At 72.7% G+C, this 21656-nt stretch carries 21 protein-coding genes; 12 read left to right on the forward strand and 9 right to left on the reverse strand.

All coding sequences use genetic code 11. From position 1 onward, the window contains the following. Positions 1-213 precede the first annotated feature (213 nt). Positions 214-1335, reverse strand: a complete 1122-nt coding sequence (locus AB0C27_RS42550; RefSeq protein WP_357857157.1) for a GTP-binding protein — start codon at positions 1333-1335, stop codon at positions 214-216. Between the two features lie 73 nt (positions 1336-1408). Here AB0C27_RS42550 and rpmG point away from each other — a divergent pair, with 73 nt between their 5' ends. The 3 genes from rpmG to rpsN are packed head-to-tail and all read left to right on the forward strand — an operon-like array spanning position 1409 to position 2102. After that, on the forward strand, positions 1409-1573 hold the full coding sequence (rpmG, locus tag AB0C27_RS42555; protein ID WP_357857160.1) for a 50S ribosomal protein L33: 165 nt from the start codon (positions 1409-1411) through the stop codon (positions 1571-1573). Further along, entirely contained in the window at positions 1570-1803 is a 234-nt protein-coding gene (rpmB, locus tag AB0C27_RS42560) for a 50S ribosomal protein L28 (RefSeq protein WP_357857163.1), read from the forward strand. Before rpmG ends, rpmB begins: the two co-directional genes overlap by 4 nt. Next, entirely contained in the window at positions 1803-2102 is a 300-nt protein-coding gene (gene rpsN / locus AB0C27_RS42565; protein ID WP_357857166.1) for a 30S ribosomal protein S14, read from the forward strand. The genes rpmB and rpsN overlap by 1 nt, the downstream gene beginning before the upstream one ends. Before the next feature lie 55 nt (positions 2103-2157). Here rpsN and AB0C27_RS42570 read toward each other — a convergent pair whose 3' ends face one another. Continuing rightward, complete coding sequence (locus AB0C27_RS42570) at positions 2158-2985, reverse strand: TIGR03943 family protein (RefSeq protein WP_357857168.1); 828 nt, start codon at positions 2983-2985, stop codon at positions 2158-2160. Positions 2986-3083: 98 nt separating this feature from the next. Here AB0C27_RS42570 and AB0C27_RS42575 point away from each other — a divergent pair, with 98 nt between their 5' ends. The 6 genes from AB0C27_RS42575 to AB0C27_RS42600 all read left to right on the forward strand — a co-directional run bounded on the left by AB0C27_RS42575 (position 3084) and on the right by AB0C27_RS42600 (position 9133). Continuing rightward, a complete protein-coding gene (locus AB0C27_RS42575; RefSeq protein WP_357857171.1) occupies positions 3084-3227 on the forward strand; it encodes a hypothetical protein in 144 nt (47 codons plus the stop codon). Then, positions 3224-4366 (forward strand): MFS transporter, encoded by a 1143-nt coding sequence (locus tag AB0C27_RS42580; RefSeq protein ID WP_357857174.1) that lies wholly within the window; start codon positions 3224-3226, stop codon positions 4364-4366. The genes AB0C27_RS42575 and AB0C27_RS42580 overlap by 4 nt, the downstream gene beginning before the upstream one ends. A 145-nt stretch (positions 4367-4511) precedes the next feature. After that, on the forward strand, positions 4512-6026 hold the full coding sequence (locus AB0C27_RS42585; protein ID WP_357857177.1) for an ABC transporter substrate-binding protein: 1515 nt from the start codon (positions 4512-4514) through the stop codon (positions 6024-6026). Further along, a complete protein-coding gene (locus tag AB0C27_RS42590) occupies positions 6023-6934 on the forward strand; it encodes an ABC transporter permease (protein WP_357857180.1) in 912 nt (303 codons plus the stop codon). Before AB0C27_RS42585 ends, AB0C27_RS42590 begins: the two co-directional genes overlap by 4 nt. After that, complete coding sequence (locus tag AB0C27_RS42595; protein ID WP_357857183.1) at positions 6931-7689, forward strand: ABC transporter permease subunit; 759 nt, start codon at positions 6931-6933, stop codon at positions 7687-7689. Before AB0C27_RS42590 ends, AB0C27_RS42595 begins: the two co-directional genes overlap by 4 nt. Continuing rightward, complete coding sequence (locus tag AB0C27_RS42600; protein WP_357857186.1) at positions 7676-9133, forward strand: ATP-binding cassette domain-containing protein; 1458 nt, start codon at positions 7676-7678, stop codon at positions 9131-9133. Before AB0C27_RS42595 ends, AB0C27_RS42600 begins: the two co-directional genes overlap by 14 nt. Positions 9134-9162: 29 nt before the next feature. Here AB0C27_RS42600 and AB0C27_RS42605 read toward each other — a convergent pair whose 3' ends face one another. The 7 genes from AB0C27_RS42605 to AB0C27_RS42635 all read right to left on the reverse strand — a co-directional run bounded on the left by AB0C27_RS42605 (position 9163) and on the right by AB0C27_RS42635 (position 18289). Continuing rightward, positions 9163-9849, reverse strand: a complete 687-nt coding sequence (locus AB0C27_RS42605) for a TIGR03943 family protein (protein ID WP_357857189.1) — start codon at positions 9847-9849, stop codon at positions 9163-9165. Continuing rightward, positions 9846-10868 (reverse strand): permease, encoded by a 1023-nt coding sequence (locus AB0C27_RS42610; protein ID WP_357857195.1) that lies wholly within the window; start codon positions 10866-10868, stop codon positions 9846-9848. Before AB0C27_RS42610 ends, AB0C27_RS42605 begins: the two co-directional genes overlap by 4 nt. Positions 10869-10937: 69 nt before the next feature. Beyond that, positions 10938-11648 carry a methyltransferase domain-containing protein gene (locus tag AB0C27_RS42615; protein ID WP_357857198.1) on the reverse strand — a complete coding sequence of 237 codons (711 nt, stop codon included), beginning with the start codon at positions 11646-11648 and terminating at the stop codon, positions 10938-10940. Positions 11649-11654: 6 nt separating this feature from the next. Continuing rightward, positions 11655-12398, reverse strand: coding sequence for a class I SAM-dependent methyltransferase (locus AB0C27_RS42620; RefSeq protein WP_357857201.1), 744 nt, complete (start codon positions 12396-12398; stop codon positions 11655-11657). Positions 12399-12411: 13 nt separating this feature from the next. Beyond that, positions 12412-14658, reverse strand: a complete 2247-nt coding sequence (locus tag AB0C27_RS42625) for a YcaO-like family protein (protein WP_357857204.1) — start codon at positions 14656-14658, stop codon at positions 12412-12414. Between the two features lie 149 nt (positions 14659-14807). Continuing rightward, complete coding sequence (gene cydC, locus AB0C27_RS42630) at positions 14808-16577, reverse strand: thiol reductant ABC exporter subunit CydC (RefSeq protein ID WP_357857207.1); 1770 nt, start codon at positions 16575-16577, stop codon at positions 14808-14810. Beyond that, complete coding sequence (locus AB0C27_RS42635; RefSeq protein WP_357857210.1) at positions 16574-18289, reverse strand: ABC transporter ATP-binding protein; 1716 nt, start codon at positions 18287-18289, stop codon at positions 16574-16576. The genes cydC and AB0C27_RS42635 overlap by 4 nt, the downstream gene beginning before the upstream one ends. A gap of 115 nt (positions 18290-18404) precedes the next feature. Between AB0C27_RS42635 and AB0C27_RS42640 the strand changes: the two genes are divergently transcribed. Genes AB0C27_RS42640 through AB0C27_RS42650 form a run of 3 tightly spaced genes read left to right on the forward strand, consistent with a single transcriptional unit; the run spans position 18405 to position 21643 of the window. Beyond that, positions 18405-19607, forward strand: a complete 1203-nt coding sequence (locus tag AB0C27_RS42640) for an ABC transporter substrate-binding protein (protein WP_357857213.1) — start codon at positions 18405-18407, stop codon at positions 19605-19607. Beyond that, a complete protein-coding gene (locus AB0C27_RS42645; RefSeq protein WP_357857216.1) occupies positions 19591-20655 on the forward strand; it encodes an iron ABC transporter permease in 1065 nt (354 codons plus the stop codon). The genes AB0C27_RS42640 and AB0C27_RS42645 overlap by 17 nt, the downstream gene beginning before the upstream one ends. Then, positions 20648-21643 (forward strand): ABC transporter ATP-binding protein, encoded by a 996-nt coding sequence (locus AB0C27_RS42650; RefSeq protein WP_357857219.1) that lies wholly within the window; start codon positions 20648-20650, stop codon positions 21641-21643. Before AB0C27_RS42645 ends, AB0C27_RS42650 begins: the two co-directional genes overlap by 8 nt. Positions 21644-21656 lie beyond the last annotated feature (13 nt).

The raw sequence follows: 21656 nt of genomic DNA on the forward strand, positions 1-21656 counted from the left end.
CCGAACTGCCCCTGGCCAACAACCCCTTCATGGACGACCACATCATCTACGCGATCGTCCTCATCGGCCTCGCCCTCACCGGCGCCGGCACCACCTTCGGCCTCGGCAACCTCCCCATCGTCCAGCGCACCCCCTGGCTCAAGTAGTACGAACGCCCCCACGCCCACCCCCGGCAGAAGACCGGAGGTGGGCGCTCGGTCATGCGCCGGGGCTTCACGCGATCTGCTTGAGGTCAAGGATGGGAGCGAACGGGTCGTCGTGGCCAGGGCTTTCGCCGTCGGCCAGCAGGCAGGAGTCGAGCAGGTCGTGCAGACGCTCGACGTCGAGGTCGGGGCCGGTGAAGACCAGGTGCTGGACCCGGTCACCGTGCTCGGGATCCCAGTCGAGGGCGGCCGCCGCGCGGCGGGCGGGGGAGACGAGGTCCCAGGCGGCCTTGGGCAGGGCGGCCAGCCAGGGGCCGGCGTCCTCGACCGAGACGATGCCGGCGACGGCGTCCCACGCGAGGAGCTGCCCGGGGCGGGTGGCCAGCCAGAACCGGCCACGGGAGCGTACGGACGCGGTGACCAGCTCGTCCACGGCCTCGAAGAGGCGGCCGGGATGCAGCGGGCGGCGGCTGCGCCAGACCGTCGTGACGATCTCCTCGGTCGTGGCGTCGGCGGGCAGGCGGGCCGTGGCGGGGTCCACGCGTTCGGCCAGCTCGGCAGGGCGCAGGGCCGGGCCGGTGACCGTCGGCAGGCCGGCCACGCCGTGCACCGGGGTGAGCGGGGCGAGGTGGGTGAGCACCCGCAGCGACAGCTCGTGGTCGTCCTCGTCCCCGCCGTGCAGGACCAGGCCGGTGGCGTACTCGACTTGCCTGGAAAGCACCTCGGCCAGGTAGCGCCGGTCACTAGCGGCCGCGGGCCGGCCGAGCTCGCGCAGGCGTTCACCGCGGGTGAGGTCGCCGGGCAGGTCGCCTGCGTCCAGCGCGGTGAGCACGGCGGTGAGCCGCAGGACCTCCCGCACTTCGGCGCCGCCGATCGCCTCGGCGACCGAGCGCGGCTCGACCGCGTCCCACAGGTCCACGATCAGCAGGGACGCGCCGGGCGCCAGCAGAACGAGCCGGGGGAGCAGGTCCTCGCGGACGGTGCAGCTCACGCAGCCGTGGGCGAGACGTACGTCGGCCGTCTCCAGCACGCGCCCGCCGTCGCGGACGATGCGCCGTACGCGGCCACGGGTGACCTCGGCGAGATCGTGGTGGACGGCGACGGAGCCGGGACGGCGGGCGAGCAATGCGTCGACGGCGGCGGTGCGGGCCGCGCGATGCAGACCGGCGACGAGGACGACAGGGGTGGACATCTAGCCTCCCAGTGGTGGAATGAAAATCATTGTCGTTATGCTGGCACAGTATCGCACGCCGAAAGGAACCGCTTTGGCAAGGAATGAGGTGCGACCCGTGATCAAACTCAAGTCCACGGCCGGCACCGGCTACACGTACGTGACGACCAAGAACCGGCGCAACGACCCCGACCGGCTCACCCTCCGCAAGTACGACCCGACCCTCCGCCGGCACGTCCTGTTCAGGGAGGAGCGATGAAGGTCTGTCAGCTCACCGGCGTCAAGCCGGTGTTCGGCAACAACGTCTCCCACTCTCACCGCCGCACCCGCCGCCGCTGGAACCCCAACATCCAGCAGCGCCGCTACTGGCTGCCCAGTGAGGATCGCTTCGTCCGGCTCACGCTCAGCGCCCGCGCGATCAGAACGGTCGACAAGATCGGCGTCGAGGCGGCCGTCGCGCGGATCCGCGCCAGGGGAGAGCGGATCTGATGGCGAAGAAGAGCAAGATCGCCGCCAACGAGCGGCGCAAGGCCGTCGTCGCCCGTCACGCCGGACGGCGCGCCGAGCTTAAGGAGATCATCCGCACCGGCGCACCCCAGGAGCATGCGGACGCCGTGCGCGAGCTGGCCCGCCAGCCGCGTGACGCCAGCGCCACCCGCGTGCGCAACCGCGACTCCGTCGACGGCCGTCCCCGCGGGCATCTGACCAAGTTCGGGCTGTCGCGGGTGCGCTTCAGGGAGATGGCGCATCGCGGTGAGCTGCCCGGCATCACGAAGGCGAGCTGGTAGCCGTGGCCGTGCCCAAGCGCAAAACCTCCCGCGGCACCTGATCGCTCAGCCAGGCTCATTCGTACGGTTCGTCCGGTACGTCCGTTCGCTCCACCCGGGAAGCGGTCATCTCGGGTGGGGCGTAGGCGTCGGTGTCCCGGGATCTCCGTGGGATCCAGGTGCCGGTGACCCGTACCCACGTGTCAGTCGCGGGCGCGGGGACGCCTTTCACCAGGATCTGCATCGTGAGGGCGTCGGCGGCGCAGCAACCGATCCGCATGCGCGTCAAATACCACCCGGAGTCCCGCCCGGACGGCACGACGAAACCGGTCAGCCGGACGGTCCTGCCGCGCAGAGATCCGCTGGAGTCCAGGGCCAGGTTGGCGAACTCGATCATGCTCAGCGTGTTCACCCGGCCGTCCTTCAGCACGATGGAGCGGGCCTCGACGAGCGTGGGCGGAGGCGGATGGGGACCCGGCTCGGCCCGCCGGACGGCGTACGAGCCGAGGGCGGGGGGAGCGACCAGGAAGATCACCGCGAGCGGCGCCGCCAGCAGCCACGCCACCCGGTGCCCCGCCACGTGCTCATGCTCATGCTCATGCTCATGCTCGTACACGGGCACGGGCATGGGTACGACCGGGTCGCGGCCGACCAGCGCCGCCAGATGAGCCTCCTCCGCCGCGCGAACGCGATGAGCCTCCCTCTCGCGCGCCGCACTCCTGCTTCGCCGGCGGTCCAGAGCCAGGCCGGCCACGGCCAGGACGACCAGCACCACGCCCGCCGCCACCACGAGCGGCCGGAATCCCGGCTTGACGTAGTTGGCGAAGTCCGCGGAGAAGGCGGAGATCCGCAACAGCGCCCCGCCGAGCAGGAGGAGCAGCAGGTTCTGCGCGACCCGATTCACCGGCACAACCCTATTCGCCTGGCCTCTCCAAGGAAGTCGCGTTTGCATGGCTTATGTGGCAAATGATAACCATTGTCATCACCGATGAAGGAAGTGACATGTCATCCGTTGGTGATCAGAAGGCACGGGTGGTGAGCACGCTGCCGCCGTGCCCCGGCCGCGACCCGGAGCGCCACGTCTCGGAGCGCCGCGACGGCGCGTTCCGGATCAGTGGGCCCGCGTTCAGGGCGGGGACGGCGTGAGGGAGCTCTCCTGGGCCGTGCGGCTGCTGCTGGTCAACCAGTTCGGCGTCAACACCGGCTTCTACCTGCTGGTTCCTTACCTCGCCGGCCACCTCACCCAAGACCTGGGCTTGTCCGTCGCGGCGACGGGTGTCGTCCTGGGGGTGCGCAACCTCAGCCAGCAAGGGCTGTTCCTCGTCGGAGGTTCGGCCGCCGACCGCCTCGGGACCCGCCGGGTGATCATCGCCGGATGCGCGCTGCGCGCCGTCGGATTCGCTCTGTTCGCGTTCGGGGTCACGGTGCCGCTGCTGCTGGCGGCCGCCGTACTCAGCGGGCTGGCCGGCGCCCTGTTCAACCCGGCCGTTCGCGCGTACATCGCGGCCGATGCTCCCGGCGGGGCCAAGACCTTCGCGCTGTTCAACGTGTTCGCCCAGGCGGGCGCGTTGTGCGGGCCGCTGCTGGGCGGCGTGCTGCTGCTGGTGGACTTCCGGGCCGCAGCCCTCACCGCCGCGGCGATATTCGCGGTGCTGACCCTCGCGCAGACACTCGTCCTGCCCGCGCGCGAAGTGCCTCCCAGCGGCGCCTCGGTGCTGGGCGACTGGCGGCGCTGCCTGACCGACCGGCGTTTCCTCGCCTTCACCTTGGCCCTCAGCGGCATGTTCGCGCTGCAGAACCAGCTCTACCTGGTGCTGCCACTGGCCGCCGAGCAGGCGACCGGCATGCCGAGCTCGGTGGCCCTGCTGTTCCTGGTGTCCACCGTGGCGACCCTCCTCTTCCAAGTCCGGATCACCAAGCGCCTTGAGGCGGCGACGAGCCCCGGCCGCGCGATGGCGCTGGGACTGGCCGTGATGGGCGCCGGATTCCTCGCGCCCGCCGCGCTGCCGGGGCTCCTCCCGGTGCTGGTGGCGGTCCTGGCCCTGGCCTTCGGCGTGATGATGGCGCAGCCGTTCGTGTACGAGCGGATCAGCCGGTTCGGCGGCGAGTCGCTGACCGGCACCTACTTCGGCATGTTCTACCTGGTCTCCGGGGTGGTGGCCGCCGCGAGCACCGCGCTGATCGGCTGGGTGGGCACGGCCGGGGCCGCGGTGTGCGCCGTCATCGGGCTGGCCTGCGCGACGCTCGTGCTGGTCCAGGAGCGGCGTACGGCGGCACCGGCGTGAACACCTGCACCCACGACCGGCGTACGGCGGCATCGGCGTGAACACCCGCACCCACGACCCGCCACGACCCCGAACGAAACCGCGCGACGGCTCGCCCTGCCCGCCGGCCGACCCCTGTCACCCGTGCTCGCAAAGGACTCTCACCATGCATGACCACCCCACCCGCCGCGGCTTTCTCGGCCTGACCGCCGGTGCCGCCCTGCTCGCCGGATGCGGCACCGCCACCACCTCCTCCGGCGGCTCCGGGGGGAGGCTGCGCGCCGCGTTCGCCGGCGGTGGCGCCACGGAGGTGCTGGACCCGCACCTGGCCAATCTGTTCATCGAGGCCGCCCGCGCCAAGGCCCTCTACGACAAGCTCGCCGACCTCGGCCCGGACGTCTCGCCGCAGCCCCGCCTGGCCGAGAAGTGGGAGCCGAACGCCGACTTCACCGTCTGGCGCATCACCCTGCGGCAGGCGCTGTTTCACGACGGGCGGCCGGTGCGGGCCCAGGACGTCCTGGCCAGCTACGCCAGGATCGCGGATCCGGGCAGGACGTTCCGCGCCAAGTCCAGTCTCGCGCTCATCGACCTGCCCAACAGCCGGGCCATCGACGACCTCACGGTCGAGTTCCGCCTCAGGCGGCCGTTCGCCGAGCTGCCCAACGTGCTGGCGGCGTTCGGCACCTCCATCGTCCCCGAGGGGGCCACGGACTTCAGCAAGCCGGTCGGCTCGGGCCCGTTCTCCTTCGTGTCCTGGCAACCGGGCCGTTCCGTGCTGCTCAAGCGCAACCCGGACTACTGGGAGGGCGCGCCGTACATCGAGGAACTGGAGTTCCTCATCGCCAACGAGGAGTCCGCCCGGGTCAACGCGCTCCTGGGCGGGCAGGTCGAGTACGCGCACGACCTCACCCCCGCCACCGCCCGGCAGCACGAGGGCCGCGTCACGATCGTCCGCGCCCCCAACAGCGCGATGCAGGCCTTCGCCATGAAGGTGGACCGCGCCCCGTTCGACGACAAGGATCTGCGCGAGGCCCTGTTCCTGCTCACCGACCGGCGGCAACTCGTCGACACCGTCATGCCCGGAGCCGGGCAGATCGGCAACGACCTGTTCGGCAAGGGCTACCTGCATTACGCCTCCGACATCCCGCAGCGCACGCTCGACCTCGACAAGGCCAAGGCGTTGATCAGGAAGGCGGGAGCCGAAGGACTCACCGTCGAGCTGACCACGTCGACAGCCGCGGCCGGCTTCGTCGAGGCCGCCACCGTCTTCGCCGAGCAGTTGCGCGCCGCCGGGCTGAAGGCCGAGATCCGCAACGGCAGCAAGGACACCTACTGGGCGGACATCCTCACCCAGGGATCCATCGCCAGCTTCCGCTCCGGTGCCATGCCGATCGAGACGCACATCGCGCAGAGGCTCCTGTCCACCTCGACGACCAACACCACGAAGTGGGCGCGGCCCGAGTTCGACGAACTCTACGAGACGGCCGTCTCGGCGCGCGACGCCGCGGACCGGGAGAGCGCCTACCTGAAGCTCCAGCAGATGCTGCACGCCGAGGGCGGGCTGCTGGTGTGGGGATTCGCCGACTGGATCGTCGCGACGTCGCCGAAGCTGAGCGGCGTGCGGGCGGCGCCCGCGAACACCCTGGACTGGGCCCGGTTCGACAAGGTGAAGCTGGCTTGAACCTGACCCGCTACGCCGCCCGCCGGCTCGCCGTGGGCGTCCCGCAGATCGCCGGCGTCGCCTGCCTGGTGTTCGTGATGGCAGAGGCACTGCCGGGCGACGCCGCGGTGACGCTGGCCGGTGACCAGCCGGACCCGGCGCGGATCGAGCGGATCCGCGCCGAGCTCGGCCTGAACCGCCCCTTCGCCGAGCGCTTCGCCGCCTGGGCCGCCGGCCTGACGCGCGGCGACTTCGGCGCGTCACTCGTCTCCGGCCGCCCGGTCGCCGAGATCGTGCTGGACGCGCTGGCTCCCACTGCCGTGCTGGCCGGGCTCACCGTGCTCCTGCTGGTGCCGCTGTCGATCCTGCTCGGAGTGGCCGCCGCGCTGCGGGAAGGGAGCCGGCTCGACCGGGCGCTGACCGCGGCGAGCACCGCGCTCTACGCGGTTCCGGAGTTCGCGCTGGCCATCGTCCTGGTGACGATCTTCGGCGTGACGCTGGCGTGGCTGCCGCCGACCGGGCTCGGCGGCCTCACCGCCGCGGCTCTGGTGCTGCCCGTGACGGTGCTGCTGGTCCGTCCCGTCTGCTCCACCGGGCGGTTGGTCCGCTCCACGATGATCGACGTGCTGGCGTCCCCGTACGTGAGACACGCCCGGCGTCTGGACCTCAACTGGTTCGCGCACGCGCTGCCCAACGCGCTCGCGCCGGCCGTGCAGCACCTGACCAGGACCGTCGACTGGCTGCTCGGCGGCGTCATCGTGGTGGAGGCCGTTTTCGTCATCCCCGGCCTGGGCGGCACCCTGGCCGACGCGGTCGGCCATCGGGACCTCCCGGTCCTGCAAGGACTCGCGCTGCTGTTCGCCGCCACGACCGTCCTGGTCAACCTGCTCGCCGACGTCGCCGCCTTCCGATTGGCCCCACGCGCATGAGGTTTCTGCTGCTCGGCGTGCCCCTGTCCATCGCCCTCGTGGGGCCGTGGCTCGTTCCCGGCGACCTCGGCCGCGGTGCGCCGTTCGCCGATTCGGGCCCGCTCGGCACCGACTTCGTCGGCCGCGACGTGTGGCACCAGGTGCTCATGGGCGGACAGGGTCTGGCGCTGACGGCCGTGCTCGCCACTGGCGGCGCCTACCTGCTGGGCACCGCTTGGGGCCTGGCCGCGGCGACGACGCCCCGGATGGTCGACGAGGCCCTGATGCGCCCGCTCGACGTCCTCATGGCGGTGCCGTCGCTGTTGCTGCTCCTGGTGGTGGCGACGCTTGCTCCCGGCGGAGCGCTCGTCTGGATCGTCATGCTGATCCATCTGCCCGACATCGCCCGCCTGGTCCGCTCCTGCGCGCTGGAGATCGGCTCCCGGCCGGCCGTGGAGGCCATGCGGATGCAGGGCGAGAACCGGTGGCGGATCGCCACCGGGTTCGTCGCGCCCGCCATGGCCCGCGTGCTCGCCACCGACGCCGGTACCCGGCTGACCGGATCGTTGTACCTCATCGCCGCCGTGAGCTTCCTCGGTGTCGGGGTGCCGCCGGACGCCGCCGACTGGGCGGTCATGGTCGACCGCAACCGCGGCGGCCTCTTCCTCAACGCGTGGGCGGTCCTCGCCCCCGCACTGCTGATCGTCATGCTGGCGGTCGGGCTGAACCTCACCCTGGACCGCCTGTCGAAGAAGGCAGATCATGATCGAAGTTGACCGGCTGACGGTCTCCGTCCCCAGCCGGATCCTGGTGGACGAAGTCAGCTTCACCCTGCCCGCCGCCCGGACGCTGGCCTTGGTCGGCGCTTCGGGGAGCGGCAAGACGACCACCGCGCTCGCGCTGCTCGGCGAGCACCCGGCCGGTGCCCGGGTCACCGGCCGGATCGCCGTGGCCGGCCATCAGGTCACACCCGGGCGACCCCCGGCGCCCGGGACCGTCGGCTTCATCCCGCAGCACCCTTCCGCCGTGCTCAACCCGGTGCTGCGGATCGGCGCGGTGCTCCGCCAGATCGCGGCGCGGCACGGCACGAGCGTCCCCGACGCCCTGCGCAAGGCCCGCCTCCCCGAGGAGCGAAGCTTTCTGCGCCGCTTTCCGCACCAGCTGTCAGGCGGGCAGCAGCAGCGGCTCGTCCTGGCGCACACGCTGCTGGCCGGCCCGTCCGTCATCGTCGCCGACGAACCCACCACCGGTCAGGACGCCATCACCCGGGCCGAGGTGGCCGCCGAGCTCGTCTCACTCAATGTCGCCGTCGTCCTGCTCAGCCATGACCTCGACCTGGTGCGGGAGCTGGCCGACCAGGTCGTCGTGCTCAAGGACGGGCGGGTCGTGGAGTCCGGGCCCGCGGTGCTGGACACGCCACGCAGTGAGTACGCCAAGGCGCTGGTCAGCGCGCGACCCCACGTGGCCGGGACCCGCATGCAACCGCACCCGATCCTGACCATCGCCGATCTCGGAACGGAGGTCCTGCGTGGGGTGAACCTCGACGTCGCCCGCGGCGAACGGCTGGCCGTCGTCGGCCGCTCCGGCAGCGGGAAGACGACGCTCGCCCGCTGTGTCGCCGGGCTGCGTGCCTGGACCTCCGGGAGCGTACGTCTGGACGGCCGCCCGCTGCCGCCCTCCGGCCGCCGTAGCCGCGCCGACCTGGCGCGGCTGCAGTACGTCCCCCAAGACGCCCGCGCCTCGTTCGACCCTCGGCGGGCCGTGGTGGAACAGGTCGCCAGGACCGCGGTACGGCTGCGCGGATCGACCGCGCCCGCCGCGCGCGAGGACGCCTTCGCGACCATGGCCTCGCTCGGGCTGAGCCACGAGATCGCACGGCGCCTCCCGGAGCGGTTGTCAGGGGGCGAGTCGCAGCGCGCCGCCCTGGCCCGCGCCCTGCTCGCCCATCCGGACGTGCTGATCTGTGACGAGATCACCTCCGGGCTCGATCCCGTCACCGAGGCGGAGGTCCTCGGCCTGCTCACCGATCTCGACGTGACCCTGATCGTCATCAGCCACGACCTGCCCATGGCCGCGCGGCTCGCCGACCGGATCGCGGTCGTTCACGAGGGCCGCCTGATCGAGCACGGCCCAGCGGATCAGGTGCTCCGCACCCCGTCCCATCCCGTCACCCGCGCCCTCATCAACCCGACGGAGGACTTCCTCCACTCCTCGACGTGAACGGACCGGACACGCGCCGTGGCACACCCCTACTCGTACGGCTCCGCCGGCCGCCCGACGGCGGTCACGGCGGTCGCGGCCAGGGCCGGAACCACGTAGTCGTCCGGCACCCCGTCCGGCCACGGAACCCACGTGCCCGTGACCGCCACCCACGCGTCCTCCGGCGGGGCGGCCGCCCTCTGGACGGCGACCTCCAGGGCGAGCGCGTCGGCGGCGCAGCAGCCGATCCGCATCCGGGTCAGATACCAGCCCCCGCCGTCCCCGGCCCGTACGGCGAAACCGACCAACCGGACCTTCCGGCCGGCGAGCGAGGGCCCCGGCCGGGCGTACGCGCGCCCGATGAACTCGCCCAGCGTCAGCTCCGTCACCTCGCCTCCCGCCAGCGCGCGATAGCCCTCCGCCCGGACGGGCGCCGGCGGACCGTCGTCGCGCCGGGCCGCGAAGGCGCCGAGCGCGGGCGGAGCGATCAGCACGATGACGAACGCCGGCACGGCCAGCAGCCACGCCACGCGCGTTCCGTGGGCGCCACCGGGCCGGTCCAGCACGTCGGCGACGACGGACAGCAGGCCGAGCAGCACCAGCACCGTTCCGGCCGCCACGAGCGGCGGCCGGAACCCCGGCCTGACGTAGTTGAGGTACGTCGTGGAGAACGCCGAGACGCTCAGCACCGTCGCGCCCAGGATCAGCAGCACGGCGCCCTGCGCCTGACGGCTCACGGCAGCGCCCAGCCGGCGACGAAGCTGATCCCTATCGCGAGGACCAGCGTGAGCGGCGCGAACCGCGCGGTGAAGGCCCGGCCGAAGGTGCCCGCCTGCAGGGCGATGAGCTTCAGGTCCACCATCGGCCCGACCACCAGGAACGCCAGCTTGGCGGTGGGGGAGAACGCGGTGAACGACGCCGCCACGAACGCGTCGGCCTCGGAACAGATCGACAGCAGCACGGCCAGGAACGCCAGTACCAGCACGGACACGACGGGCACCCCGGCCACCGCGGTCAGCCAGTCACGCGGGATCACCACGTTCAGCGTCGCCGCGGCCAGCGCGCCGACCACCAGGAACCCGCCGGCGTGCAGCAGGTCATGACGCATCGCGTCCACGAAGACGCTCCCCCTGCCCGCGCGGGTTCCCGCGCTGCGGCGGGGCGCCGGCAGCCACGCGGCGCGCCCGAACCGGGCCCAGATCCAGCCGGCCAGCACGGCCACCGCCAGCGAGGCGGCGAACCTGGCCACCACCATCGACGGGTCGCCGGGAAAGGCCACCGCGGTGGACACCAGCACCACCGGGTTGATCGCCGGGGAGGCCAGCAGGAACGCCAGCGCCGCCGGCGGCGCCACGCCGCGCGCCATCAGCCCGGAGGCCACCGGCACCGACGCGCACTCGCAGCCGGGCAGCACCGCCCCCGCCAGACCCGCCACCGGGACCGCCGCGGAGGTCCGCCGGGGCAGCGCCCTCGTCCAGAACGAGGCGGGCACGAACGCGGTGATGGCCGCCGACAGCGCCACGCCCAGCACCAGGAACGGCAGCGCCTGCACGCACACCGCCACGAACACGGTCGCCCAGGTTTGCAGCGCGGGATGCGTCAGGTGCGGCGCGAGCAGGAACCGTCCCGCCACCAGCAGGGCCACGAGGACGATGAACGCCCACGGCAGCCGGAACCCGGGCTCCCGCGGCCGGCCACTCCCCAGGGCCGGCCGATCCGCCGTACTCGGCCGCGGCCTGTCGGGAATGATTCTCATTTCCGGGAGTGTCCTGGGAAGCGTCACCGGAGTCAAGTCCAACGCCTGGCACCCGAGAGAGTCGCGCGGCTACTTGATCGCGATGAAGCCCTCGAAGGCGAGATATTTCAGGATCGTTCCGTAGCTGGTGAAGCCGGCTTCCTCGAAGACGGCGAGGTTGTCGTCGGTGGAGACCGGCTGCAGCACGCCGAGCAGGCTCTCCTTCTTGTCGAGGATCTCCTCCGGGCTCAGGCCGGCGTTGCGCTTGAACCGGTAGTGCAGCGTCGTGATCAGATCCTCGAGCCGGGCGCCGGGCGCCAGGACCTTGTCGAACATGAAGAAGGCCCCGCCGGGACGCAGCGCCTGGCAGATCCGGCGCAGCACCTGCCGCCGCAGCCCCGGCGGCAGGAAGTGCATGGTCAGGTACGCGACCACGAAGTCACACTGCTGGAAGGCGATCTCGGTGAGGTCGCCCGCCACGACCTCGACGTTGCCGAGACCGGCGCAGTGCTCGCGGGCGGCCTCGACCATCGCGGCCTCGCGGTCGACCCCGATCCAGTGGGTGGCGCCGTTGGCCGGCCCGTGGGTGGCCAGCCGGCGCAGGAGCTGGCCGGTGGCCGAGCCGAGCTCGTAGCCGACCCGGGGCTGATCGCCGCCGAGGAAACACGTGGACAGATCGCAGACGAGATCGTGCCCGGCGTCGTAGAGCGGTACGGAGTGACGGGCGTGATCGACGAACACCGCGGGCACGTCGCCCGAGAAGACCCACGATCCTGGCGAGGTGATGGGAAGGGAGGTCACGGCCGGTCACGCTTTCCGGTACGCCGAGATGTTACGGGTCGAGGCGGCCGTGAAGGGCGCCTTGTCCCAGCTCGACCAGCGCTCGTGCCGTCGCAGGCCGGCGATGCGGGCCATCAGGTCGAGCTCGGACGGCCAGACGTAGCGGACCGCGCCGGGGCGCAGCTGGACCCCTTCCGTCTCGCTGAGCCTGATGTGGCAGGTCCGCATCTCCTGCGTCACGTGGTCGGCGGCCGAGACGAACAGCGAGACCGCGTCCGGCTTGACGCCGGAGGTCCAGGCCCTGCCGTTCTCCAGGACGCCGCTCGCCGGCGCCATCAGCTCGACGACGAAGAAGCCGCCGGGCGCCAGGTGCGCCGCCACGTTCTCGAAGCAGCGCACCTGAAGGTCCTGCGTGGTCAGGGCCGACTGCGCGAAACGGGAGATGAAGGCCAGGCCGAACTCGCCCTCGACCTTCACGTCGGCGAAGTCTCCCTCCACGAGATCGATCTCGTCGCCGCGCGGTTTGGCGCGCAGTTGTTCGAGCATCCAGGGGGAGTTGTCCACGCCGGTCACGGCCAGCCCGCGGTCGAGCAGCGGGAGGGCGAGCCGGCCGGTGCCGACGCCGAGCTCCAGCACGGCCCGTCCGCCGGCCAGCCCGGCGAGGTAGTCGGCCGCGTCCTGGGTGTCGGGCTGGTCGCCGAACTCCGCCTCCCAGCGGGCCGACCATTCCGGTCCGTAGGCGACGGCGTTGAGGGCGTCGGCGTCTTTCATCGGCGGTTTCCTTTCACGCGTGGGGGAGGGGGAAGACGTTCAGCTCGGTCCTGGCGGGCCAGCCGAGCTTGGCCGCGGCGTCGCGCAGCCGGTCCGCGCCGAGGTAGGGGAAGGCGGCGGCGAAGTTGCCGGCCAGCCCGGGCACGAGTGTCCTGGTGACGTGCAGCCCGGCGGCGGCGACGTCCGGCGTGGTGAGGTCCACGGCGATCACCTCGTGGCCGGCCCGCTCGACCCGCCGCCGGTACGTGCTCAGGGAGCGGTCGGGCAGCGCGGGCACCGCCGAGGCCGGGATGGTGGTCCCGTCGCCGAGCCGGCCGCGGACCCGTTCGACGGCACGGGGGTCGAGGTTGACCTGCAGCTGGCACTCCAGGTCGCCGACGTCCCTGAAGTCGGGGCGGAAACTGTCGAGGTAGGCGCGGTCGGCCCGCCACTCGTGCATGAAGTGCCGCGTCTTGCGTCCCGCGCGCACGGCCTCCCAGTACAGGCCGCCGGGATCCTGGAGGTCGCGGGCGATCTCCTGGAGGGTCAGCGCCTCGGCCCAGGACTTCTCCGCCGCCGTCTCGACGGTGTCGCGGCAGCCGAAGCCGATCGTCAGGATCCGCTCCTCGACGTGCTCGACGACGCCGGCGACCACCGGGACGCCGAACTCGTTGGGCAGCGGGACGAGCCACGCGCGCTGTCCGGGCGTGCCGTCGAAGAGCGCGGCCAGGCGCGGCGTCGGCTCCAGGGACGGCAGCGCGGGCAGATTGGCCCACCAGACCATGGTGGCGTCCCGCTCGATCACCTCTTCCAGCCCCGACCGTACGGCGTCGTCGAAGGACTCCCCGGCCGCCACACCGGCGTAGTACAGGGGGTTCGTGACGGGCTCGTGGTAGTAGGGGCCGACGTAGTAGTTGCAGTACGCCAGGCTGGCGGGCACCCAGATCGGCCGGTCATGGGTGAGGGAGCGGCCCTGGATCCAGTGCACAGGCAGGCCGGCGTCGAAGCGGACGAAGGGGAACCCGTCCGCCGCGTACTGCTCTTCGGAGAACAGGACGATCGACTCGGGCGCGAGGGCGTTCTCGCCGTCCTGGCACAGCTCGGCGTAGGACGCCTGGCGTAACCGTTCGGGCTGGATCCAGTTGGCGCAGTAGCGTTCCACGCTCTCGCCGATCGCCGCCGCCCGCGCGCCGGCCACGTCGCCGAAGGTGCTTGCCCCGCACAGGACGTTGGTGGCCCAGGGGAAGCGCCGGCTCATGTCGGCGACGTCGGCCTGCACGGTGGTCAGGGCCCGCGGGGTCGACGGGTCGTGCTCGACGACCCTGGTGGCCGCCACGATGCCGAGGCGGTCGCCGAGGAGCAGGTCCGTGCCCGTGACGCGGTGGTTGACCACCTCGGGGAACGGGCTCGACGGCAGGGGCAGGAACGGATGGAGCCGGATCCGCGGGCCCGCCGGGTCCACCTCGATCTCGTTGCCGGCCAGGGCGCAGGGCTCGCCGGCCAGCCAGCGGCGCAGTTCGACCAGGAACATCGACACGAGCCAGGTCAGCACGTCCGGGGGAGGCGGCCGCAGGCCGCCGGTCAGCGACGGCCGCAGGAGCGCCTCGGCGAGGTCCGGCCGCTGCGTCACGCAGGCCCGGCGGGTCAGCAGATCCCGGTACGGCGCGGTGCGGCCGGGCTCGACGGCCGGGCCGAAGTAGCACCTGCCCCGGTCCAGGAAGAAACAGCTCCACGCTCCGGTCCGCCGGTCGTCCGCCCGCGCCAGCAGTTCGGGGTCGAACCGCGTGCTCAGCAGCGCCAGCGGCCGGTCGGGCGGAAGGTCGTCGCCGAGGAGCAGGACCTGCTCATCGGGCGCGGCGAGCCCCGCGACGATCGGACGCAGGATGGCATCGGCGAGCAGCACCGGGGCCTGCGAGGTATCGGCGGGGGATACGGGCGTCTGCGGGTGTTCGTCGGGTGATACCGAGTTCTGCGGGGGTTCGGTGGGAAGTACGGAGCTTCGCTGGGGTTCGGTGGGGAGTACAGAGTTTCGCGGGGGTTCGGCGGGGAGTGCGGGGGTCTGCGGGGTCTCGATGAGCGAGCCGGTCGAGGTGAGCAGGGCGGCCAGTTCCGGCCACGGCGGAGACCCGCCCGGTGGCGTCGCGGCGAAATCCTCCAGGCCGCGGACGACGTCCGCCGCGCTCCGTCCGATCTCGAACATCCGGCCGTCCGGCGTGATGAGCACGGCCGCGTCGGCGCCCAGCGGGCGTACGTCCACGTTGACTCTCGGAAGGTGTGTCAAGATCGCATCCTTGTCGCGTCGCGGGGCCCGTGAGGCCGGATGCGGGCCGGCCCCACGGGTTTCACCTCCGTCAGCTCCAGCGGAAGGCGCGGAAGCCCGTGCTGTGGTTGTGCGGCGCGACGGTGTCGCGACGCCGTTCGGCGCTGATTTCACGGATCATGTGCTGACCTCCTTCCCATGGGTGGTTGTCGCAGCTGGTGGCGGACCAGCCGGGCGTAGGTGCCGCCGGCTGCCACCAGCTCCGCGTGCGTGCCGATCTCGGCGACCTCGCCGCGATCGAGCACGATCAAGCGGTCGGCGGTGCGGATCGTGGAGAGCCGGTGGGCCACCAGCAGGGTGGTCCGGCCGGCGCGGACCCGGGCCATGGCCAGGCCCAGCAGCCGCTCGCTCTCCGCGTCCACGTTGGAGACGGGCTCGTCGAGGATGAGGACGGGCGCGTCGCGCAGCAGCGCGCGGGCGATGGCGATGCGCTGCCGCTGGCCGCCCGAGACCCGTGCGCCCCATTCGCCGACGACGGTGTCGTAGCCGTCGGGGAGCTCCTCGGTGATGAAGTCGTGCGCCAGCGCGGCCCTGGCGGCGGTCTCGATCTCCTCCCGGCTCGCGCCGGGCCGGCCCAGCGCGATGTTCTCGGCGACCGTCCGGTTGAGCAGGTAGATCTCCTGCGGCACCACGCAGATCAGCTCGCGCAGGTCCTGGTCGGCCAGGTCACGCAGGTCGTGCCCGGCGACCCGCACCGAGCCCGCCTCCGGGTCCCAGAAGCGGAGCAGCAGGCTGGTGAGCGTGGACTTGCCCGCGCCGGAGTGTCCCACCAGCGCGACCGTCTCCCCGGCGGCGATGTCGAACGTGACGCCGGACACGGCTGGCGGCAGGCCTGCCCCGTACCGGAAGGAGACGTCGCGGAAGGAGACGCCGAGCGCCGCCGGCAGGGCGGGCAGCGGCGCCGGCGCGGCCGGTTCCGGGGCCATGGCCGGCGTGTCGACGACCGCGAAGACGCGTTCGCCCGCGGCGGCGACCACGCCGAGCTCGCGCGCGGCGTCGCTCAGCTTGGTGACGGGCGCCAGCGCGGCGGCGGCCAGGACCACCGCGGCCGGATAGAGCGCCACCGGCATCGCGCCGATGGCGACCAGGGCGGCCGATGCGCCGAGCACGCCGACGACTCCCAGCCCGATCAGCAGGTCGGTCGCGGCACGTTCGGCGCCGACCCGGCCGGCGTGGGCGAGCTGCGCCTCGTGCAGGTCGCGGCCGTGCGCGCCGAGCCGGGCCAGGAAGCGCTCCTCCTGGCCGAAGGCGGCGATCTCGCGCAGCCCCTGCACGCCGTCCACGGCGATGGCGTTGAGCCGGCCGAGGCGCAGCCGCCACGCGCGGCCCTGGACGGCCGCCCGCCCGCGGAGCCAGGCGGGGACGAAGGCCACCAGGCCGGCGACCGGCAGGACGACGAGGGCGAGCGCCGGGTGGATGAACGACAGGGCCGCCACCGACCCGCCCGGCACCACGACCGCGACGCACAGCGGGCTCAGGGTGTGGGCGAAGAACACCTCCAGCCGCTCGACGTCGTCCATGACCGTCGCGGCCAGGTCACCGGAGCGGTGCCCCTTGGGGTGCGCGGGCGCGATCCGCTCGAAGCCCGCGTACAGCCGCTCCCGGATGTCGACCAGGATCCGGAAGGCCATGTCGTGGGCGAGGTGCGACTCCACGAAGGCCAGCACCGCGCGGGGGAGCACCAGGCAGGCCAGCACGATCAGCCCGGGACGCAGCTCGGCCGCGCCCGCGCCGGTGATCGCGGCGCCGGCCACCCAGGCGCCGGCCGCGGCGATCGCCACGGTGAGGGCCTGGTCGAGAACGCCGCTGCCGATCGCGCCTGCCAGGTGCAGCCGGTAGGGCCGCACCAGGGACAGCAGGGGGCGCAGTCCGGAGATCATCGGCTCACCGCCTGCGCCGCCACCAGCCGCTGGTATCCGGCCGAGCGTTCGAGCAGTTCGGCGTGGGTGCCGGTGGCGGCGACCCTGCCGTGGTCGAGCAGCAGGATGCGGTCGGCGTCCCGTACGGTCGACAGCCGGTGGGCGATGACCAGCGTGGTACGGCCGGCGGCCAGCCGGTCGAGGGCCCGCTGGATCTCCGCCTCGCCGGCCGAGTCGATGCTGGAGGTGGCCTCGTCCAGGACGAGGATCGGCGCGTCCTTGAGCAGCGCGCGGGCGATGGCGACGCGCTGTCGCTCCCCGCCCGACAGGGTGACGCCGCGCTCGCCGACCACGGTGTCGTACCCGTCCGGCAGCCTGGAGATGAAGTCGTGGGCGCCGGCGGCGACGGCGGCCGCCTCCACCTGGCCGGCGTCGCCGCCGGGCCGGCCGAGCAGGAGGTTGTCGCGAACCGTGCCGTGGAAGAGGTAGGTGTCCTGGGCCACCACGGCGATCAGGCCGCGTAACCGGGCCAGGGACAGCTCTCTGATGTCCTGCCCGCCGAGCAGGACGCGTCCCGACCTCGGGTCGAAGAAGCGCAGCAGCAGCGAGACGATCGTGCTCTTGCCCGCGCCCGACCGGCCGACGATCGCGACCGTGCGGCCCTCCTCCACCGTGAACGACAGGTCCGAGACGACGTCCCGCCCGTCGCGGTAGCCGAAGGACACGCGGTCGAACGAGATCGACGCGGACGCCGGCGGCGGCTGCGGCCGCCGCGGCCCGGTGACCGCCGGTGCGGCGTCGAGCAGCTCGAAGATCCCGCCGGCGGCGGAGATCGCCGGGTAGGCGGAGTGGTAGGCCTTCTGCAGCTCTTCCAGCGGACGGAAGGCCTCGCGGGCCAGCAGCAGGACCAGCAGCAGGCCCAGGACGTCGAGCTGCCCGGCGGCCAGCCGCAGGGAGCCGAGCCCGATCGCGAGGCAGACGCCCGCGACCGACAGCAGCCCCATCGCGCCGGTGCGCAGGTTGGCCACCGCCACGAAGCCGATCGAGGCCCGGTAGAAGTCGTGGGACTCGCGCGCCAGCTCCCGGCCGCGCTCGCGGCTGACGCCGAACGCCTTCAACGTCGTCATGCCCTGCAGCACGTCGAGATATTCGGCGCCGAGCCGCCGCCACAGCCCCCAGAACCAGCCCGCCCGCTCGGCCTGCAGCCGCCGGGCCAGCAGCGGGGTCGCGGTGATCGCGAGCGCCCCGGCGAACAGGACGCCGCCGATGAGCGGATCGACGAGGACGAGCCCGGTCAGGATGGCCAGCGCGCCGAGGACGGCGCCCAGCAGCTGGGACAGGAAGCGGCTGACGTACACGTCGATCTTCTCCACGCCGTCGACCACCGTCGCCTGGGTGGCGCCCGTCCGGTTGGCCGCGGTGTAGCCGGGCCCCAGCTCGAAGAGCTTGGCGTACAGGCGCTTGCGCAGGGAGTCCTTCACCGCCCGCCCGGTCGTCACGACGACCAGCTCGCCCGCCCAGAGCAGGGCCGCCCTCGTCACCAGCATGACCGCGACGACGGCCAGCGGGACGAGCACGCCCTGCCACGGCGCGCCGGCGAACACGACGGCCAGGGCCTGCGCGATGGCGACGCCCTGGCCGACGTGGGTCGCGGTGACGGCGAGCGTCACCGCCGTGCCGAGCGCCAGCCGGCCGCGCGCGGCGGCGGCCAGACGTAACAAACGCGGAGTCATCGGGGCAACCCGTTGCCGAGACGACGCGGGTTTGATAACCGTTGTCATATTCAAGGACGCTAACCCGGCATCGACGGGCGCGCAACAGTTGTGGAGGAAAAGGATGAAACGCTTAATGTGTCTGCTTCTGGTCGCCGGGCTCGCCGCCTGCGGCAGCCCCGCGCCCCGGGCGGCTCCGGCACGGCCCGGCTGCGTGACGGAGTTCTCCGCCGAGCAGGACTACTTCCCCCACCAGGTCAAGGCCGAGTACGCCAACGGCTGGCAGGTCCGCTACGAGCGCTCGTACAAGGTGCTGAAGACGACGGTGCAGGCGGCCGGCGGGCACGCCGAGGCCGGCAGCCGCGAGATCGACAGCACCTACGTGCTCCTGCGGTGCGGCGCGCCCCGGCCGGAGCTGACCGGCGAGCTGGCGGGCGCCACCGTCATCGAGGTGCCCGTCAGGACGATGGTCGACGGCGGCAGCGTCCTGTACGCGTCGCTGGAGAAGCTGGGCCTGGCCGACGCGCTGACCGGCTCCGCCGAACCGTTCATCGGCGACGTCGAGGCGCCCTACCTGCCCAGGGTCGCCGAACGGATCAAGGCGGGCGAGGTCGCCGAGATCGGCTACGAGGTCAACTACGAGGCCCTGGCCGACGCCGACCCCGACTTCTACACCAACTACGCCGGAGACGACCAGACCTTCAGCAAGATCGAAGAGCTCGGCATCCCGGTGGTCTACTACTTCCCCTACACCGAGACGCCGCTCGGCGCGGCCGAGCAGATCAAGTTCCTGTCCCTCTTCTTCGACGCCGAGCAGCGGGCCCAGCAGGTGTTCGACCCGATCGAAGAGCGCTACCTGAAGCTGCGCGCTCAGATCGACGTGTACGTCGCCGGCAAGAAGCGACCCAAGGTGCTGATCGGCGCCGTCGGCGAGTCGGGATCGGTCACCACCAGGCAGCGCGAGCGGTTCGAGCCCCAGCTCGTCCGCGCGGCCGGCGCGGAGCCGGTGCCCGACCTGCCCGGCGGCGGCATCGCGGCCCTGTCGCTGGAGAAGTTCCTCGACACGGGAGCGGACGCCGACTACTGGATGGACCTGGTCTTCTTCCCCAAGCACCGGACGGGAGTCGACTACCTCGCCGCCGACGACCGGCTCGCCCGCCTGCCCGCGCTGAAGAACGGCAGAACCTTCCACCGCGTCGGGACCCGCGGCTCCGACTACTTCCTCAACGGCGCGCTGGAGGCCGACCTGATCCTGCGCGACCTGGTGAACCTCCTGCACCCCGAACTCCTGAAGAGCGGCGATGACCTTCAGTTCGTCAAACGTGTCCCGGCCGAGTAGCGCCCGCCGCGCCGTCGTCCTCGCCGTGCTCGCCGCCGCCGTGCCGGCCGCCTTCCTGGCCACGCTGGCCTGGGGGTCGGTCAACGTGCCGCTGGACGAGGTCGTCGCGATCCTGCGCGGGCAGGAGCCGGCTCGCGGCACCTGGCGGGCCATCGTGCTCGACCTGCGCCTGCCCCGCGCGGCCACGGCGGTCCTCGCCGGGACGGCCATGGCGCTGGCCGGGCTCGCCATGCAGACGTTGTTCCGCAACGCCCTCGCCGAGCCGTACGTCCTCGGGGTCACCTCGGGAGCGGGGCTCGGCGTGGGCCTGCTCCTGCTGCCGCAGGGCGCGACCACCGGCGTGGGCGCCTCACTGCTGGCGGGACTCGCCCCGCTGCACGGGCTCGGCGTCGTCGGCGCCGCCGCCCTGGGGGCCTTCGCCGTCCTGCTGGTCATGCTGGCCGTCGCCGGGCGGGTGCGGAACATGGTCATCGTCCTGGTGGCTGGCATCATGGTCGGCTCCTTCCTCGGCGCGATCACCAACGTGCTGGTGTTCTTCGCCCGGCCCGAGGCCGTGGTGGCCTTCACGCAGTGGCAGTTCGGCAGCTTCGAGGGCGTGCGGGCGGCCCAGCTCCCCGTGCTCGCCGCCGTCGTGGCCGCGGGCGCCCTGCTGCTGACCCTCTTCGTCAAACAGCTGAACGTGTCGCTGCTGGGGGAGCGGTACGCCCAGAGCATGGGCGTGTCCCCGCGGCGGGTGCGGATCGTCGCCATCGCCGCCACGGCCCTGCTGTCCGGCGCCGTCACCGCCTACACCGGGCCGATCGCCTTCCTCGGCATCGCCGCACCGCACCTGGCGCGGGGCCTGCTCGGCACGGCCGACCACCGGCTGCTGATCCCCGGCTCGGCGCTGCTCGGCGCGCTGACCGCCCTGGCCGCCGGGATCTTCGCCCAGCTTCCGGGGACAGGGCTCACGCTGCCGCTCAACGCCGCGCTCGCCCTGCTCGGCGCGCCCGTCGTGCTCCACGTACTGCTGCGGATCAACCGCGGAGGAGGAGGCTTCCATGTCTGACGAACGGCTGGCCACCACGGACCTCAGCGTGGGCTACCGGCGCCGCGCCGTGCTCTCCGGCATCGACGTCACCCTGCGCGCAGGGGAGCTGACCTGCCTCGTCGGCGCGAACGGCATCGGCAAGTCCACCCTCATGCGCACCCTCGCCCGCGCCCAGCCGCGGCTCACCGGACGCATCGAGCTGCGCGGGCGGCCCATCGCCGACCTCTCCCCGCGCGAGCTCGCCGCGGAGCTGGCCATCGTCCTCACCGACCGGGTCGCCGCCGGGCAACTGCTCGGCTACGACCTCGTCGCCCTCGGACGCGCCCCGTACACCGGATGGTTCGGCCGGCTCGACGACGCCGACAGGCGCACGATCGAGCGGGCCCTGGACACCACCGGTGCCGGGCACCTGGCCGGCCGTCCGGTGACGGAGCTCAGCGACGGCGAGCGCCAGCGCCTCATGATCGCGCGGGCGCTCGCCCAGCAGCCCTCCGTCCTGCTGCTCGACGAGCCCACCGCGTTCCTCGACCTGGCCGCCCGGCTGGAGCTGGTCGAGCTGCTGCGCTCCCTCACCCACGAGCACGGCCTGGCCGTCCTGATGTCCACCCACGACGTCGAGCACATGCTGCGGCACGCCGACTCGCTCTGGCTGATCACCCCGGAACGCGAGCTGATCAGCGGCGCGCCGGAGGAGATCGGGCTGGCCGGGCACCTGCGGCGCCTGCTCCACGACGCCGCCACGTTCGACCCGCGAACCGGCACGTTCACCTGGGACACCGGCCAGGCGGCCACCGCCCGCGTCACGGCGCCGCCCGGCTGCCCGGCCGACCTGCTCTCCTGGACCGTCCACGCGGTGGAGCGCGCCGGATACCGCGTCAGCGAGCGCGGCGCCGAGGTCGACGCCGAGGTCACGGTCGAGGTGCGGGCGTCCGGCGGCTGGCGGGTCGGCCCGCACCGGCTCGACTCGGTGACGGCGCTGGTCGCCCGCCTGCGCGACGGCGGCTGACGGATCGTGGCGC

This window comes from Nonomuraea sp. NPDC048882, assembly GCF_040649755.1.
In the GTDB taxonomy this organism is placed as follows: Bacteria; Actinomycetota; Actinomycetes; order Streptosporangiales; family Streptosporangiaceae; genus Nonomuraea; species Nonomuraea maheshkhaliensis.

What these genes read in the sequence shown, in the direction of transcription:
- AB0C27_RS42550 (WP_357857157.1), bottom strand. Translation starts at nt 1,335, where the DNA reads ATGTCCACCCCTGTCGTCCTCGTCGCCGGTCTGCATCGCGCGGCCCGC.
- rpmB (WP_357857163.1), top strand. Translation starts at nt 1,570, where the DNA reads ATGAAGGTCTGTCAGCTCACCGGCGTCAAGCCGGTGTTCGGCAACAAC.
- rpsN (WP_357857166.1), top strand. Translation starts at nt 1,803, where the DNA reads ATGGCGAAGAAGAGCAAGATCGCCGCCAACGAGCGGCGCAAGGCCGTC.
- AB0C27_RS42575 (WP_357857171.1), top strand. Translation starts at nt 3,084, where the DNA reads ATGTCATCCGTTGGTGATCAGAAGGCACGGGTGGTGAGCACGCTGCCG.
- AB0C27_RS42585 (WP_357857177.1), top strand. Translation starts at nt 4,512, where the DNA reads ATGCATGACCACCCCACCCGCCGCGGCTTTCTCGGCCTGACCGCCGGT.
- AB0C27_RS42595 (WP_357857183.1), top strand. Translation starts at nt 6,931, where the DNA reads ATGAGGTTTCTGCTGCTCGGCGTGCCCCTGTCCATCGCCCTCGTGGGG.
- AB0C27_RS42600 (WP_357857186.1), top strand. Translation starts at nt 7,676, where the DNA reads ATGATCGAAGTTGACCGGCTGACGGTCTCCGTCCCCAGCCGGATCCTG.
- AB0C27_RS42610 (WP_357857195.1), bottom strand. Translation starts at nt 10,868, where the DNA reads ATGAGAATCATTCCCGACAGGCCGCGGCCGAGTACGGCGGATCGGCCG.
- AB0C27_RS42620 (WP_357857201.1), bottom strand. Translation starts at nt 12,398, where the DNA reads ATGAAAGACGCCGACGCCCTCAACGCCGTCGCCTACGGACCGGAATGG.
- cydC (WP_357857207.1), bottom strand. Translation starts at nt 16,577, where the DNA reads ATGATCTCCGGACTGCGCCCCCTGCTGTCCCTGGTGCGGCCCTACCGG.
- AB0C27_RS42635 (WP_357857210.1), bottom strand. Translation starts at nt 18,289, where the DNA reads ATGACTCCGCGTTTGTTACGTCTGGCCGCCGCCGCGCGCGGCCGGCTG.
- AB0C27_RS42640 (WP_357857213.1), top strand. Translation starts at nt 18,405, where the DNA reads ATGTGTCTGCTTCTGGTCGCCGGGCTCGCCGCCTGCGGCAGCCCCGCG.
- AB0C27_RS42650 (WP_357857219.1), top strand. Translation starts at nt 20,648, where the DNA reads ATGTCTGACGAACGGCTGGCCACCACGGACCTCAGCGTGGGCTACCGG.